Genomic DNA, 16074 nt, shown 5'->3' with positions numbered 1-16074 from the left:
TCTAACGGTGCGCGGGACCTGACTTTCGTCTCACCGTCCGAATGCTCCGGACGATCAAGGGCGCGCCGGACGTCTCAGCATCCGGGCGCACACCCGGTCCGCCTTGACCGCGGCCCCGCGCGGACGGGCATACTGGGCGCGTGACCAAGCAGCTCAGCTTCCTCTTTACCTATGGCAACCGGCCCGCCGGTAGCCATGGTCGTGCTGCTTGATCCACTGACAAGCGACTTCCCAGGCGCCCCGGGCCGACAAGGCCCGGGGCGTCCTGTCGTTTCCGGGCCTTGCCGCTCCGGGGCACCGCTCACCGAGAACAGGAGCCCCGCATGACCGTCACCACCACCGAGAAGACCGGCGCGCACACCGCAGAGGCCGCCGATGTGATCACCGATGCCCGCGGGCGCATCGACGCGCTCGACGACCGGATCATCGGTCTCGTGCAGGAACGCATGGCCGTCTCGGCCGTCATCCAGGAGGCCCGGATCGCGTCCGGCGGCCGCCGGGTGAACCTGTCACGCGAGATGGAGGTGCTCGGCCACTACAGGGACGCCCTGGGCAAGCCGGGTACGTCGCTGGCGATGACGCTTCTGGAGCTGTGCCGGGGACGTGTCTGACCCCGGTCTGCACACGACGACGCAGCCCTGCCGCGCACTCACGTTCGGCCCCGCTCTCACCCGTACGGCGCGTGACCGGGCCGCGGCGGGCTTCGTTGGTACCGGTGTCCGTGCCAGCCAGGGGCGGGCCCGAAAGAACCACGCGTGGCTCCTGCTGGAGCGATGAGGCGCGCGGAGACGGATCGTGCCGTGCCGTGCGCCGTGGGACCTCGCTCCAGCAACATGACCGGACGGCAGGGGACAGCAGCCCGGTCATCCAATGAACGGTCGGCTCCGGGGACGCCCGGGGTCGGCCGGCGGATTCCCGTCCCGCTGCGGAATCCGTCCTCCCCCCGGCGGAGAGTCGCATCCCCGGCGCATTGCCGTCCCGAAGCAGCCAACCGTCGTCGAAACGCTTGCGTCGGCCGCGATCCGTCCAGGACGATGCGTACGAGTCCAGTTCCTACGGCCTCCCGGCCGAACCCCGTCTTTCCGACCCACGGCATCGAGCCGTGTCGTTCACGGCCGAGAGCCGGCGGCGCAACCCCCCGGCGCCGCTCCCCGGCACTGACGCCGCCCTGACGTCGGTGCCGACAGGCAAGGGCCCCGCGGCTCCGTCCGCGGGGCCCTTGCCTGTGGGCGCCGCCGATTCGGCGCTGCACCCCGGCCCCGGGCCGCTGCCAGGGACACGCCTCCCTCCTCGAATATGTGACCCACGCCACATAAAGGCAGGGTAATTGAGGGGACAACCATTAGCCGTGGTCGCTGGTCATGCATGCGGAACCAAGGGCCACACCCGCGCCCCCACCGCGGAGGCCTCCCCAACCTCGTACTGCCGCACGGCGGTACGCCGGACTTCCCGAGGTCTTCATGAAGCTTCGCCGAGCCATGGCCACGGCGGCCGCGACGGCCGTCATAGCGCCGCTCGCGCTCCTGTCGGCACCGGCCGCGTTCGCGGCCGAGCCGGACCAGAACGACACCACCCCCACATCCTCCGCGCCCGAGACGCCCGGGACGCCGGCGACGCCCGCCACCGACGCCCCGCCGTCGTCGTCCGCACCGGAGCAGACGCCCGAGGCGCCCGTGACGCCGGACGCCCCCGGCTCCTCCGTCACCCCGGGGACCACGCCGACCTCGGCCGCGCCCGGCTCGTCGGCGCCGGCCACGCCGACCTCGACGCCGCCGTCCGAGTCCGCCGAGCCCACGGACGAGCCCACCGAACCCACCGGCGAGTGCGAGACCGACCACAAGGACTACAAGTCCCGCCTCGATGTCACCCTCGGCGGCCTGCCCGGCAAGATCGCGGCCGGCAGCGGCTGGCACCCGTTCACGCTGACCGTCAGGAACCCGACGGACACGGACGTCAAGGACGCCGTCTTCTACGCGGGAGTCGGCCCGAACGACGAGAAGGCCGAGCACGCCTTCCGGGCCAACCAGGTGCGGCTGCAGGCGAAGGTGGAGGGTGTCTGGATCGACATCCGTGACGAGGAGGGCTACTCCAACGGCTTCCTCGACCTGTCCGACGTCAAGGGCGGCCAGACGTTCAACTACCAGCTCCGCCTCAATGTCGGTTCGAACGCCCCGGTCGGCTCCGGCCTGACCATCGGCGGCGGCCTGTACTTCGACGAGGAGGAGAACTGCCTGAGCGCCAGCCAGGCCGGGTACGTCATCCAGATCGTCAAGCCGGGCACCGACACGGACGGAACGAAGCCGCAGGAAGGCGGCAAGGTCCCCGTGCCGACCGAGAAGCCGAACCGGAACAACACGCACGACGTGACCGGCAGCCTCGCCGAGACCGGCTCGTCCTCGATGCTGCCCACCATCGGCCTCGTCGGCGGCCTGGCCGTCGTCGCCGGTGCCGGTGCGGTGTTCGCCGTGCGGCGCCGCAGGAGCGGGGACGCCACCGCGTAGGCGACCGGGCGGAGGTGTCCGCGCCGGATGAGCGGCGCGGCGCCTGCGCACACGGAAAGGACCTGCGTTCGGAGGGGGACGCAGGTCCTTTCCGTATCCGCGCGTGCGGCGGTGGCGGGCTACTTCCTGGGCGGAACCGCCGGGATCCCGAGGAACGGCAGCCGCAGCGCGCCGAACGCCTTCTCCGGCACGGCCGGGGACTTCGGCGCCACCGGGGCCAGCCGCTCGTACACCGCGCCCTGGGCCGGACGCAGGTCGTCCTCGCCCTTGTTCGGCCAGAACGACATCGCGCGCTCGGCCTGTGCGGTGATGGTCAGCGAGGGGTTCACGCCGAGGTTCGCGGAGACCGCGGCACCGTCGACGACGGAGATGCCGGGGTGCCCGTACAGGCGGTGGTACGGGTCGATGACGCCGGACTCCGCCGAGTCGCCGATGGGGCAGCCGCCCAGGAAGTGGGCCGTCAGCGGGGTCCCCATCAGCTCGCCGACGTTGGACCCTGCGAAGCCGTTGATCTCCTCCGCGAGGAGGGTCGCGGCGCGCGTGCCCTCGGCGATCTGGTTCGGGTTCGGCGCGCCGTGGCCCTGACGAGCGGTGAGCAGGCCCTTGCCGATGCCGCTCGGCTTGCGGTACGTCGTCAGGGAGTTGTCGAGGGACTGCATGACCAGGGCGATGATGGTCCGCTCCGACCACCGGCGGTTGGACAGGGCCCGGACGGTCAGCCAGGGGTGCCGGGCGACGTTCGCGAGCCAGCCCGCCACCCGCCCGGCCGGACGGTACGGCACCTGCAGGACCGTCATGGCGCCCATCGCGTTGGAGCCCTTGCCGTACCGCACGGGCTCGATGTGCGTGTTCTCGTCCGGGTGGATCGAGGACGTGATGGCCACGCCCTTGGTGAAGTCGACCTTGTCCTCACCGTGCCGCTTGCGGTAGCGGCGGCTGTCGGTCTGCGCGCCCACCACCGCCTCGGAGTTGGTGCGGGTCAGCGCGCCCAGCCGGCCCGAGACGTACGGCAGCAGACCGCTGTCCTTCATCCGGTGCAGCAGCGTCTGCGTGCCGTACGTGCCGGCCGCGATGACGACGCGACGGGCCGTGAAGGTCCGGCCCCTGCCCTTCTTCTTGTCGTCCGTGGGCAGCGTCCTGACGGCGAAGCCGCCGCGAGAGTCCTCGGTGACCGCGACGACCGAGGTCATGGGGTGGATGACCGCCCCGGCCTGCTCGGCCAGATACAGGTAGTTCTCGTTGAGCGTGTTCTTCGCGCCGTGCCGGCAGCCCGTCATGCATTCGCCGCACTCGGTGCACGCCTTGCGGGAGGGGCCCGCGCCCCCGAAGTACGGGTCGGCGACCTCACCGCCGGGCGGCGCCTTCACGGACCCGTCCGCGTCGTCGCCGTCTCCGAAGAACACGCCGACCGGCGCCATGTGGAAGGTGTCGCCGACCCCCATGGCCTGCGCGGTCGCCTTCAGATGGACGTCCGACGGCGTCATCGTCGGGTTGAGCCGCACACCGAGCATCCGCCGGGCCTGGTCGTAGTACGGCCCCAGCTCGTCCTGCCAGTCGGTGATGTCCTTCCACTGCGGATCGTCGAAGAACGCCTTCGGCGGTACGTAGAGGGTGTTGGCGTAGTTCAGCGAGCCGCCGCCGACCCCGGCGCCCGCCAGGACCATCACATTGCCGAGGAGATGGATGCGCTGGATGCCGTAGAGGCCGAGCGGCGGGGCCCACAGGTAGTTCTTGAGGTCCCACGAGTTCTTCGGCAGCATCTCGCGCGTGAAGCGGCGGCCCGCTTCCAGGACCCCGACCCGGTAGCCCTTCTCGGTCAGCCGCAGCGCCGACACCGATCCGCCGAAGCCGGAGCCGACGACGACGACGTCGTAGTCGTACGCGTGCTCCCCGGCGGTCTCCCCGCCGACGGGCTCCCGGTCCTCGCCCTCGCCGTCCCGGTCGCGGGCGGACTCGTCCTGTGACACCGATACCTCCGTAGAAACGTGCAGGTCAGGGAAAGGGGCCCGCAGGGCCGGGTTCAGCGCAGCCGGAGCGCCTTCATCACGCGCAGGCTCCGGTTCATGAACGCTGCGTACTTCTCGTCGTCCATGCCGAACGACGGCGCCATCGGCATGATCCGCTGGTGGGCGACGGTCTGCGCCTCCGTGTACTTGAGGATGCCCTCGGAGCCGTGACGACGGCCGAGACCGGAGTCCTTCATGCCGCCCATCGGCGACTGGACGCTGCCGTACGCGGGCGCATAACCCTCGTTGACGTTGACCGTGCCGGTGCGCAGCTTCGCGGCGACCTCCCGGCCGCGCCGGCCGTCCTTCGTCCAGACCGAGGAGTTCAGGCCGTACGGCGTGGAGTTGGCGAGGGCGATCGCCTCGTCCTCGTCCGTGAAGCGGTACAGGGACACGACGGGGCCGAAGGTCTCCTCGGCGCAGACCGCCATCGGGGCCTCGACGCCGTCCAGGATCGTGGGCTCGAAGAAGTACGGGCCGATGTCCGGGCGGGCCACGCCGCCGGCGACGAGCTTGGCGCCCTTGGCGACGGCCTCCTCGACGTGCCGGCTCACCGTCTCCAGTTGCCGCGGGCCGACCAGGGAGCCCATGTCCGCCCCGTACGCGAGGGAGGTGCCGAGCCGCATGGCCTTCGTACGGGCCGCGAACCGCTCCACGAAGGCGTCCGCGATCGACTCGTGGACGAACAGCCGCTCGATGGAGATGCACAGCTGACCCGCGGACGAGAAGCAGGCGCGGACGGCGCCCGCCGCGGCCTTGTCCACGTCGGCGTCGCGCAGCACCAGCATGGCGTTCTTGCCGCCGAGCTCGAGGGACACGCCGACGAGCCGGGCGGCGGCGCCCTGCGCGACCTCGCGGCCGGTGCGCGTGGAGCCGGTGAAGGAGACGTAGTCGGCGCGCTTGACGACCTCGGGGCCGATAACCGGGCCCTCGCCGATGACGACCTGGAAGACCTCGGCGGGCAGACCGGCTTCGATGAGCAGGTCACGCGCCCACAGGGCGGTGAGGGCGGTCTCGGTGTCCGGCTTCATCACGACCGCGTTGCCCGCGACGAAGGCGGGCAGGGCGTCGCCGACGGACAGCTCCAGCGGATAGTTCCAGGGCGCGATCTGGCCCACGACACCGCGCGCGTGGCGCAGTTCGGTGACCTTGGTGAGGGTCGGCACGGCGCCGGTGTGGCGCTTCGGCCGCAGGTACGAGGGAGCCTTGCGGCCGTAGTGGCGCGCGGCGACCGCGACGGCGAGGACCTCCTCGTGGGCGTGCAGACGGGCCTTGCCGGTCTCCAGCTGGATCAGGTCGAGCACCTCGGCCTGACGGGCGAGCACCAGGTCGTGGAAGCGGAGCAGCACGGCCGCGCGCTGCCGGGCCGGGGTCGCGGCCCAGGCGGCCTGGGCCGCGCGGGCACGCTCGAAGGCGACCGCCACGTCCTCGGGTGTCGACTCGGGCAGGTCCGCCAGCTTGTCGCCGGTGAACGGCGTGTGGTTGGCGGTGCGCCCGGACCCGACGACACCGCGGGTGAGCTGCGCGACCAGCTCGGGCGTCACCACGTCGGCCGCGGTCCGGGCGCCGGCCGGTGCCGGGGCAGTGGGATTGGTGCCGGTGGTGGCCGCTTCCTGGGTGGCGGCGGGGGCCTGCGAGTCCGTCATGAGCCGCAGCGTAGGCGCACCTCACGCTTTTGGGTACCCGTCGGTAACGCGGTTTCACGGTCTGCACACATGGCGCCAGTGGCTACTGGCAACAAAGCCCCTGATCAGGGCGTTGGGGCCGGACGGGGTCCGCCGAAAAGGATCAGCCACGGGCCGGGGCAAAGACCGGGAACGAGCGGCCCGGGGCAACGGCGGGCACGAGCCGCCTCGGGGCACCGGCGGGCACGAGTGGCCCCGGCGAGTGCTGGGACGAACGGCCCGGGCAAGGACCCCGGAGTGCTCAGCCGCGGCTCACGGCGAAGGAGTCGACCGCCGTGTCGAAGTAGCGGTGCGCCTGCGCCGTCCGTCCCACCGGCGCGGACACCCACACGTCGTACATCCGTCCGTCCTCCTCCCAGCACAGGTCGATGGTGTGCCGGGGCCCCTCCGCCTTGCTGAAGCCGTTCCAGGTGAACTCCCACAGCGCCGCCGGATGCCCCTTGTGGGTGGTCGAGGTGACCTGGCCGTCGCGGTAGCCCGGATTGTTGTCGGGGCCCTTGGCGTCCGCGGCCCGCATCGCCGCGAGCGGGCCGCCCGGGTCCGGTCCGGCCTCCTTGATGCCGATGCGGAAGGTGTCCCCCGCGGAGAGGTAGAAGGTCCGGGAGCCCTGAGGGGAGCGCCGGAAGCCGTCGGGCACGGCGAGCGAGAAGCCCTCGGGGTCCTTCACCACGCGGTACCCGGCCGGTGCGGTGGTGGCGGAGGGCACCTTGGCCCCGGAGGGCGCGGTGCTCGCCGTCCCCGTGCCGGTCTGCGACCGGGTCACGGTCACCGTCGGCGTGGGCACGGCGCTCGTCGAGGTCTTCGGCGATCCTCCGGTGGGCGTCTCGGCCGGGCCCCCGCCCTTGTCGACGAGCAGCGCCGCGGCGGACACCCCGGCCCCGGCGACCGCGGCGACCAGCGCGGCGGCGATCAGCGTCCCCCGCGCCGTACGTCTCGGCACCGGCGACCCGTCCGCTGGGGTGGGCAAGGACGCCGACGGGACCTGCGGGTGCGGCGGGGCCGGGGTGGCCGGCCCGGGCGTGCGCGAGAGGGCCGGCGGGGGCCGCATCGGCATCGGAAACCGGGAGATGCCACGCTGCGTCGGCGTGTAACCGGACCGCTCCGGGGTGCGGCCCGTGTCGACGTACGCACGCAGCATGCGCTCCGCCTCCGCCGCGTCGAGCCGCCGCTCCGCGTCGCGCTCCAGCAGGCCGAGGACGACCGGCAGCAGCGGCGCCGCCTGCGGAGGCGGGTGGATCTCGGCGACGACCACGGCGTGCAGGATGCCGCCCAGGGAATCGCGGCGGAAGGGCGATTCACCGCTGAGCGCGGTGCACAGCAGTGCGCCCAGGGACCAGAGGTCGGACTCGGGCCCGGTCCGCGAACCGGACATGCGCTCGGGCGCGGTGTACTCGGGCGAGCCGACGAACGACCCGCTCTCGGTGAGCGTGGTCGCGCCCGTGACCTGTGCGATCCCGAAGTCGGTGAGCACGACGCGGTCGGTACCCGCCTCCATGAGGACGTTGGCGGGTTTGATGTCGCGGTGCAGCACGCCCGAGTCGTGCGCCTTGCCCACCGCGCCCAGCAGGGCGATCCCGATCCGGGCCGCCTCGTCCGCGTCGACCGGGCCGCGGCGGGCGATCCGGTCGGCGAGCGAGCCCCCCTCGATGAGCTCCATGACGATGAACGGCCGTTCGTCGTCCTCGACGACGTCGTGCACGACGATGATGTGCGGATGCCGCAACTGGGCCACCGCGCGGGCCTCGCGCAGGGTGCGGTCCCGCTGGAGCCGGGCCTCCTCCGCGGAGAGCGTCTCGTCCAGGATCAGTTCCTTGACGGCGACCTGGCGGCCGAGGAGCTGGTCGGTCGCCCGCCAGACGACCCCCATGCCGCCACGGCCGAGCCGCTCCTCCAAGCGGTAACGGCCTGCGATGACACGGACGTTGTCCCCCTCGGTGCCCATACGCCCATCATGCCCCACGGGTGTCGGTGCCCACCGGTGGTCCGAACGCGGTTTGTCTCAACTGCGCCGCTGGTCCGGCGCGGGCCGAACGGTCGGCGAGGGGCGCCGGGGACCGTCTCAGGGGGTCCAGCTGCGCAGCACCGCGTCGAACTGCTCGCGGGTTCCGGGCCATTCCGCCGCGGGCACCGACATGTAGATCGCGTACTCCACGCCGTCGCGGCCGAGATACGTCTGTTCGATGGCATGCCGGGCGCCAGGGGGGCCGTTCTTGGGCAGCGCGTTCCAGGTGAACTCCCACAGCGAGCCGTGGCAGTCGCGGTACGTGTTCGAAGTGAGCCCGATGCGGTGGTAGTCCTTCAGCCGCGTCAGCTGCTTCTCCAGATCGATCTGGTGCCTGAAGGGGTCGTCGTAGTCGGGATGGCGGTCGACGCTGATCCGGACGAAATGCTTCAGGTTGTCGGGCGTGTAGTCGATCTGGCTGCCGTCCGTCTGCCGCTTCCAGGTCTTGGGCAGGGAGAGGCTGAAACCCGCCACGTCGTTGACGCGCCGCCAGTCGTCCGGGATGGCTCCGGAGCGCTGCGACGGCGACGTGCCGGGTACGGACGTGTGCTGCCCGGTCGGCGCCGTACGGTCCGCCGAACCCGACGCGTCCCGTCGGTCCAGGTACTTCAAGGCCACCGCACCGCCGACTCCGACGAGCGCGGCGGCGAGCGCCACGACGAGCGCGGTCCTCACGCCCCGTCGCCGGCGCGGGGGCGGCGCAGGGGCCTGGCGTACCCGGGTGACGTCCTCCTCCGGCACGCGCTGCGTGGGCACATAGGCCTGGGCCGCGCTCGGCCGGCGCCCCTCCGCCGCCTCGGCGAGCATGTGCTCGGCCTCCTCGGCGGAGGGCCGCGTCTGCGGGTCCTTGCGCAGCAGGGCGGTGATGACGGGCGCGAGCGGACCCGCACTGACCGGCTCGGGGGGCTCCTCCTCGACGACGGCCTGCATCGTTGTCAGAGGCGACGTACGGCGGAACGGCGAGCGTCCCTCGACCGCCGTGTACAGCGTGGCGCCCAGGGCCCACAGGTCGGCGGAGGGACCCGGGTCGGCACCGCGCACCCGCTCCGGCGCCAAGTAGTCGACGGAACCGACTATTTCGCCCGTCCTGGTGATGGTCGTGTCGCCCTCGACCTGGGCGATGCCGAAGTCCGTGAGCAGGACGCGGCCGTCCTTGGCGAGGAGAACGTTGCCGGGCTTGACGTCGCGGTGCAGCACACCGGCGGCGTGCGCGGCGCGCAACGCGCGTAGCACCCACAGTCCGGTGCGGGCGGCGCGCACCGGGTCGATGCGGCCCTCGTCCTTGACCGCATCGGCCAGGGAGCAGCCTTCGACCAACTCCATGACGATCCACGGCCGGTCGTCGTGTTCCAGGACGTCATGGACGGTGACGACGGCGGGGTGGCTGATCCGGGCGGCGGCGCGCGCCTCCGTCTGGGTGCGGGCGAGCAGCACCGCACGGTCGCCCTCCGGTACATAGAGGGCAGCCGTCAGCTCCTTGACGGCGACAGCCCGGTGCAGCACTTCGTCGTGGGCGCGCCACACCCGGCCCATGCCGCCCCGCCCGATGGACTCACCGAGCCGGTAACGGCCCGCGAGGAGCAGGCCCTGCATCTGATTCACGTTCCCCCGCAGTGTTCTTGACGGCCCAAGAGTAGGGAGCCCTCTTCGAGCTGGGAACGGCAGGGTCGGCAAGGAGACCGCACTGTGACGTGTACCTCATGGCCGGCGGGCCGACGTAGTGGACTACGTCAGCCTTTGGTCGGCTACTTGACGACCGGAGCCACGACTGCCGGATTGTCGGCGAAAGATACCGGTTGGTTCCTTGCCGAGAACCCTGCCGGACTGCCAGGCCGCCCGCCCGCCTGCCGGACCGAGAACACCCGGCAGGGGCGGGGCGGGCGTCCGGACCGGACGGCCGGTGAACGGCGCCGGACCGCGGCTACTCGGCGACCGGCGTGGCTACTTGGTGACCTGATACGTGGCCGCCGCCTGTTCGTAGAGCCGTGTCACCTCGTCCCGTTCGCCCTCGGGGCCCCGCACCTGCACGACGTGGTAGCGCCCCTCGGCCAGAACCGCGAGGTTCCGCACGTATATCTCGCCTCCGCCGCTGTCCTGCCAGGTGAACTGACCCTCCGCCATGGAGCGCCCGCTCGCGCCGACGTCGATCCTGCGCAGTCCGCTGGAGGTGGCCCAGGAGGAGTCCCGGAACGGTTGCAGTTCGCGTTCCTTCTCCCTCTGGTACGTCAGCGGATCGCTGCCGAAGTCGGCGACCCGGTCCCTACCGGGCACGACGATCAGCTCGAAATCACCGTGGGCGTAGACGACTTGACCCTGGCCGTTTTCCGGCCTGCGGGTCCATCCGGTGGCGACGGCCACCTCGAAACCGGCCGGGTCCTTCCGGAGCGCGAACCCCTTGGGGAGGTCGGGCCCGGTGGTCTGGGGCCGCTGTGAACCGGGGGTCCGGGCGGGCGGGTTGCCGTCCGTCGGGTCCGCCGTGGGACCGGATCCGGCGTCGGCGGAGAGCCCGGGGCTCGGCTGCGTCCGGCCGCCCATGCGCCTGTCGCCGGGGGCCGCCCCCTTCGACTCCGCCTTCGGCATGAACACCATGGCGTACGCGATGGCGGCCGCCAGCCCCAGCAGGATGAGCAGCAGCAGGGTCCGGCCGAGGCGCCGGGGCGGACCCTGCGGGGCGCTCTGCCGGGCCCGCTTGTGCCGGGCGGCGCCGTGCACCGTGGTTGCGGGAGCCGCGGCGCGCCGTTTGCGCACGAGCTCCCCGCGACGGCGCACGATGGGCAGCCGGCTGGGGTCCACGGGGGGCGCCGGTATGACGTGGGCGCCGGCCTCCGGCTCGGGCGCGGACCGCACCAGGGAGCGGAGCCAGCCGCGCAGTTCCTCGAAGTCGGGGCGCTCGGTGGGGTCCTGACGCAGCAGGGACTCGACGACGGGCCTGAGCGGACCGCACTCCTCGGCGAAGGCCGGCGGCTCGGCGCACACCAGCTGCACCAGCTCGGGCGTGCTCTCCTCCGGGTAGGGGGCGTGTCCCTGCACCGCCCGAAACAGCAGGGCACCCAGCGCCCACAGATCGGTCGAGGGTCCGATCGGCGCGGCCAGCTGCCAGTTCTCGTGCACCGCCCCGGCCTGCTCGGGCGCCCACCGCTCGGTGACCGGCCCCACCACCGTCATACGCGCCTGCCGTGCCCGCTCGGCCGCCAGGGCCGTCGCGGGGCCACGGGGACGGCCGCCGTCCACGAGGCCGTCCCAGCCGGGGTCCGGGGCGTCCTCCCGTGCGCCCGTGGTGTCCTCCAGGGCACCCGGGGGGCCGGGAAGCGGATTCGCCCGGGCGGGACCAAGGGCTTGGGGGCTGTGGGACGCGACGCCGTAGGGGTCGGCGATCCTGCCGTGCGGGACGGGTGCCCCGGAGGCCCGGCCGACGGCGGCACCGCCCTGCGTGTCGTACGCACCGGAGTCCCCGGGCGTGAAGCCGGACACGTCGGGCCGGGACCCCGCGGCGTCCGCGCGCGGCACGGGCAGGGCTCCGGCGCTGCTCCCGGGGCGCTGGCCCTCGCTCACACGCGCCGCCGCCCTGGCACCGGCCTGATACGCGGCGATGGCGCCCGCGCGGGCCGCACGGGCGCTCCCGGAGCCGCCGGCGCCGTTGCCGCCCGGGCCGGGCGCTCCCGGCGGGCCGGGCGTTCGCGCGGAGGCCTCGGGCCCGCCGTCCCCCGGCCCGCGCTCGCCGTACGGCGCGCCGGCGCCTGCGGCCTGCCCCGGAACCCTGCGACCCGGAGCACCGTTCGGCCTGCCGTCGCCCGTCGGCCGCCCGGTGGCGGGCTCGGGGCCGGGTTCCTCTCCGGGAGAGGCGGCCCCCCATGACTCCGGGACCGGGTCGTACCCGCACAGCGCCTCTTCGGCGGCTCCCGATGCCAGACCCGTGAGCACCACACGGCCGTCGTCGCAGACGAGCACCGTTCGGGTGGTGATGTTCCGGTGCACCCAGCCGTGCGCGTGCAGTGCCCGGAGCGCGGTGAGGACGTCCGCGCCGACCTCGGCCGCCCGGTACGGCGTGAGCGGGCGCTCCGCGAGCAGCGCCGCCAGCGGCCGGGCCGCGACGTACTCGCTGACGATCCAGAGCGAGCCGCCCTCCGCGAACACGTCGAAGACCTGGTCGAGGCGGGGGTGGTCCGGGATCCGCGCTGCCGCCTGCGCCGCTTCGATCGCGCGCCGCACGGCGGGATCCGCGGACCGGCGCGCGGCCCCGGAGGTCCGCCTCGCCCCCACGAACCCCTCGGGGCGGCCTTCCGCGTCGAGCACCTCCGCCTCGACGACCTCGGGCAACGGCACCTGCCGGACCAGCACTTCCTGCCCGCTGTAGGTGTCGAAGGCCCGGGTTTCCGCGAGTTCGTACTCGTCGGACGGGGGCAACGGCAGGCGATAGCGGTCGGCGAGGACGCGCCCCGCGAAGTCGTCCACGACGCTCCCCCTCCCGCCCGGCGGTCAATTCCGTTCGTTTTGCGTCCTGTTGTGCCCCGCCACGAGTCCCGTACCGGCTTCGTACGGTCCCCGACCACTCACGATACGTGCCGGAGGCACCCCGCACCGAGGGGTTGCCGGAACTGGGGCCCCGGGAAGAACCCGGCCCCGCGCCTTCCCCCCAGGTACCCGGACGTTCCCCTCGGGTACCCGAATCTTCCCCTCAGGACTTCGGCTGGAATGTCCTCGTGAAGGTCTGCCACGTCGTGCGCCGCTGGTCCCCGCCCCAGTCACCGGCCCTGGCCGTGTACATCATTCCGTAGCCCTGGTGGGAGTTGACGACGAAACCACGGTCCACGGACCGGTACTTGGTGCCCCCGTCGACGTAGGTGAACTCCCAGTCTGCCGTCTTCCAGCTCCGGTAGCCCACGGCCTCTATGCGGATCTTGTGGTACTGCGGCCGGACCATGGCCCCCTCCTGGTTGCGCCAGTCCTGCACCGGGTCGTCCTTGGGGGTCGACGTCCACCCGATCAGCAGCTTCTGCCCGTCGGGCCCGGTGAACCGGGCGCCCGCGTAGTCCGTCGCCTTGTAGGACCAGCCCTTCGGCAGACCTATGGAGAAGCCCTGCTTGGCCTTGTACGTCGTGACAGCCGCGTCACCCGCGCCCTTGGCGTTTCCCTTGCCGCCGTCCTGGCCGCCCTTGTCGTCTCCGTCGTCCGACGAGTCGTCCGAGCCGTCCTTGCCCTGGTCGTCCGTCTGCGTCGCGCTCTGTCCGGCTCCCTTGCCCTGCCCCTGGGTCCGGTCGCCGGTGGAGCCGTTCTTGCCCTTGCCGCTCCCGGATCCGGCGGTCGCGCCGGTGGAGGCCGCCTTGTCGGTGTGGCCTCCGCCTGCCGCGGTGCCGTCGCCGCCGTTCAGCGTGAGGGCCAGCACGGTGCCGATCACGACCAGCGCCACGATCACCGCGATGATCACCAGGGTCCGTCTGGGCACCACATCGGTCAACGACGCCTTCGGCGGGGTGCGCGGCACCGATCCGGACCGACCGCCGTTCGCCGCGCCCGAAGCCGATGCCGCCGCGGACCCGGAACCGGCGCCCGTGCCCGACCCCGTACCCGTGCCCGATGCGCCTGCCTTCTTCGTGGCCCCGTCCGACCCGGCGCCCGGCGAAGCCTTGATCTGTGCCGCGGACTTGCTCAGCGCGCTCGAGGCGGTGGCCGCGGCGGCCTTGCGCGCCGAACGCAGCGCCCCGCGCAGCCGCTCCGCCGCCTCTTCGGACTTGCGGAGCCCGGCCGCCCCGGACACCCGCGCGGCGGACCGCTCCTCGGGCGCCGGCGGGATCGGGACGACCTTCGTCGCCTCGGGCGCCTCCGGTGCCGCGGCCTCCTTGGGCTCCGGCTCGTGGATGACGACGTTCAGCAGGGCACGCGCACCCGCGTCGTCCAGCCGCTGCGCCGGGTCCTTGGCGAGCAGGCCGTAGATGACCTCCTCCAGCGGCCCCGCGTTCTTCGGCGGATCCACCGGCTCCGTCATCACCGCGGTCAGCGTTGCGATCGCCGACCCCTTGTCGTAGGGCGGCACGCCCTCCACCGACGCGTACAGCAGGCCGCCCAGCGACCACAGGTCGGCCGCGGGGCCGGGCTTGTGGCCGCGCGCCCGCTCCGGGGAGATGTAGGAAGGCGCACCGACGAGCATGCCGGTCGAGGTGATCGACGGGTCGCCCTCGACCTGCGCGATGCCGAAGTCGGTCAGCACGACGCGGCCGTCCTCGGCGATCAGCACGTTGGACGGCTTCACGTCGCGGTGCAGGATGCCCTCGCGGTGGGCGGCACGCAGCACGTCGAGGATGGCGAGACCGACCTCCGCCGCGCGCCTCGGCGTCAGGAGCCCGTCCTCACGGATCGCCTCGGCGAGGGACTTGCCCTCGACGAGCTCCATCACGATCCAGGGCCGGTCGTCCTCCTGGACGACGTCGTAGACCGTCACCGCGCCGTTGTTCCGGATACGTGCGATGGCCTTGGCCTCGCGCAGCGTCCGGGTGACGAGCCGGCGCTTCTCCTCCTCGTCGATGCTGCCCGGGAACCGGAGTTCCTTCACCGCGACCGTGCGGCCCAGCGTCTCGTCCTTGGCACGCCAGACCGTACCCATGCCGCCGCGGCCGAGCACCTCCCCCAGCCGGTACCGGCCGGCGAGGAGACGTGAACTCTTGTCCTGACGGGATTCCCCCGCCTGCTCCGCCTCCGACATGCGTCCCCTCATGCAACCCGCCCTGACAGAGCCTTCATTGTCCCTCACGCGGGGACCGGCCCACGCCCAGGGTCCGCCGTGCCCCATGATGGGCCGGACAGACGGAAGGACCCCCCATGCCTCTGCGCCGGACGCTGCTGGCCCTGCCCCTGGCCATGGTCCTGCTCGGGCTGACCCCGGACACCTTGCCGACACCCCTGGCGCCGGCCTCGGACTCCACTCTTCCGCTCCTCGTGGACAAGGGCAAGCCCGCCTCGGCCGCGCTGCTGGCCCACGACCGGTCGGGGTCCCGCTACGCGCGCAGCGGCTCCGGCATCCACCGCGCCGACCGCTTCCGCGCGGGCAGCATCACCAAGACGTTCCTGGCGACGGTGGTGCTGCAACTCGTCGCCGAGCACCGGCTGTCCCTGTCCGACACGGTCGATCAGTATCTGCCCGGCCTGGTCCGAGGCCACGGGAACGACGGCCGCGCACTGACCCTGCGTGCCCTGCTCACGCACACGAGCGGGCTCTACGACTTCACCGCCGACACCAAGGGCACCGTCCCCCTCACTCCGCTCCGGGCGGTCCGCACCGCCCTCGCCCATCCCCCGGCCCCACGCGGGCGTTTCACCTACTCGAACACCAACTACGTCCTGCTCGGCATGGTCGTCGCCCGCGTCACCGGCCACGCGTACGCCACCGAGACCGAACGCCGCATCATCACCCCGCTGCGTCTGACGGGCACCTCCTTCCCGGGCGCCCGCACCACCCTTCCGTCACCGCACGGCCATGCGTACGCGGCAGGCGGACAGGACGTCACCGATCTCGATCCGCGGGTCGCCGGAGCAGCCGGCGAGGTGATCTCGACCCTCGGAGACCTGAACCGCTTCTACACGGCGCTGCTCGGCGGACGGCTGCTCCCGCCCGCCGAACTGCACACGATGCTCAACACCCGTACCGCACACGGCCTGTACGGCATGGGCCTCTACCCGCAGAAACTGCCCTGCGGCACCACCGTCTGGGGACACAACGGCCGCATCGACGGCAGTTATGTGCGCACCGCCTCCACCCGCGACGGAACACATGTCTTCACTTTCCGCGTCAACACGGACGAACTGTCCGATCCCGACCTCGAATACACGCTGCTGACCGCGGAGTTCTGCCCTCGCACCAGGTGAGGTGCCACGCCCCGGCGGCGCCT

The 16074-nt window shown here is 72.6% G+C and carries 9 protein-coding genes; 3 read left to right on the top strand and 6 right to left on the bottom strand.

All coding sequences use genetic code 11. From position 1 onward, the window contains the following. Positions 1-281: 281 nt before the first annotated feature. A complete protein-coding gene (locus ACWCP6_RS04185) occupies positions 282-611 on the top strand; it encodes a chorismate mutase (RefSeq protein ID WP_450930767.1) in 330 nt (109 codons plus the stop codon). Between the two features lie 849 nt (positions 612-1460). Further along, positions 1461-2501: an LAETG motif-containing sortase-dependent surface protein gene (locus ACWCP6_RS04180; protein ID WP_450930766.1), complete on the top strand. Its 1041-nt coding sequence runs from the start codon at positions 1461-1463 to the stop codon at positions 2499-2501. Between the two features lie 119 nt (positions 2502-2620). Here ACWCP6_RS04180 and ACWCP6_RS04175 read toward each other — a convergent pair whose 3' ends face one another. The 6 genes from ACWCP6_RS04175 to ACWCP6_RS04150 all read right to left on the bottom strand — a co-directional run bounded on the left by ACWCP6_RS04175 (position 2621) and on the right by ACWCP6_RS04150 (position 14891). Then, positions 2621-4468: a GMC oxidoreductase gene (locus ACWCP6_RS04175; protein WP_450930765.1), complete on the bottom strand. Its 1848-nt coding sequence runs from the start codon at positions 4466-4468 to the stop codon at positions 2621-2623. A 53-nt stretch (positions 4469-4521) separates the two neighbouring features. After that, a complete protein-coding gene (locus ACWCP6_RS04170; protein ID WP_450930764.1) occupies positions 4522-6153 on the bottom strand; it encodes a succinic semialdehyde dehydrogenase in 1632 nt (543 codons plus the stop codon). A 280-nt stretch (positions 6154-6433) separates the two neighbouring features. Then, positions 6434-8134: a protein kinase domain-containing protein gene (locus ACWCP6_RS04165; RefSeq protein ID WP_450930763.1), complete on the bottom strand. Its 1701-nt coding sequence runs from the start codon at positions 8132-8134 to the stop codon at positions 6434-6436. 117 nt (positions 8135-8251) lie between these two features. Beyond that, positions 8252-9787, bottom strand: coding sequence for a serine/threonine-protein kinase (locus ACWCP6_RS04160; RefSeq protein ID WP_450931096.1), 1536 nt, complete (start codon positions 9785-9787; stop codon positions 8252-8254). Positions 9788-10135: 348 nt separating this feature from the next. Next, positions 10136-12646, bottom strand: a complete 2511-nt coding sequence (locus ACWCP6_RS04155) for a protein kinase (protein ID WP_450930762.1) — start codon at positions 12644-12646, stop codon at positions 10136-10138. Between the two features lie 223 nt (positions 12647-12869). Continuing rightward, a complete protein-coding gene (locus ACWCP6_RS04150) occupies positions 12870-14891 on the bottom strand; it encodes a serine/threonine-protein kinase (RefSeq protein WP_450930761.1) in 2022 nt (673 codons plus the stop codon). 116 nt (positions 14892-15007) lie between these two features. Here ACWCP6_RS04150 and ACWCP6_RS04145 point away from each other — a divergent pair, with 116 nt between their 5' ends. Beyond that, complete coding sequence (locus ACWCP6_RS04145) at positions 15008-16051, top strand: serine hydrolase domain-containing protein (protein ID WP_450930760.1); 1044 nt, start codon at positions 15008-15010, stop codon at positions 16049-16051. Positions 16052-16074: the final 23 nt, after the last annotated feature.

The organism is Streptomyces sp. NPDC002004 (assembly GCF_053593975.1).
This window is presented reverse-complemented; position numbering and strand designations above follow the sequence as displayed.

What these genes read in the sequence shown, in the direction of transcription:
- ACWCP6_RS04165 (WP_450930763.1), bottom strand. Translation starts at nt 8,134, where the DNA reads ATGGGCACCGAGGGGGACAACGTCCGTGTCATCGCAGGCCGTTACCGC.
- ACWCP6_RS04170 (WP_450930764.1), bottom strand. Translation starts at nt 6,153, where the DNA reads ATGACGGACTCGCAGGCCCCCGCCGCCACCCAGGAAGCGGCCACCACC.
- ACWCP6_RS04145 (WP_450930760.1), top strand. Translation starts at nt 15,008, where the DNA reads ATGCCTCTGCGCCGGACGCTGCTGGCCCTGCCCCTGGCCATGGTCCTG.
- ACWCP6_RS04150 (WP_450930761.1), bottom strand. Translation starts at nt 14,891, where the DNA reads ATGTCGGAGGCGGAGCAGGCGGGGGAATCCCGTCAGGACAAGAGTTCA.
- ACWCP6_RS04180 (WP_450930766.1), top strand. Translation starts at nt 1,461, where the DNA reads ATGAAGCTTCGCCGAGCCATGGCCACGGCGGCCGCGACGGCCGTCATA.
- ACWCP6_RS04160 (WP_450931096.1), bottom strand. Translation starts at nt 9,787, where the DNA reads ATGCAGGGCCTGCTCCTCGCGGGCCGTTACCGGCTCGGTGAGTCCATC.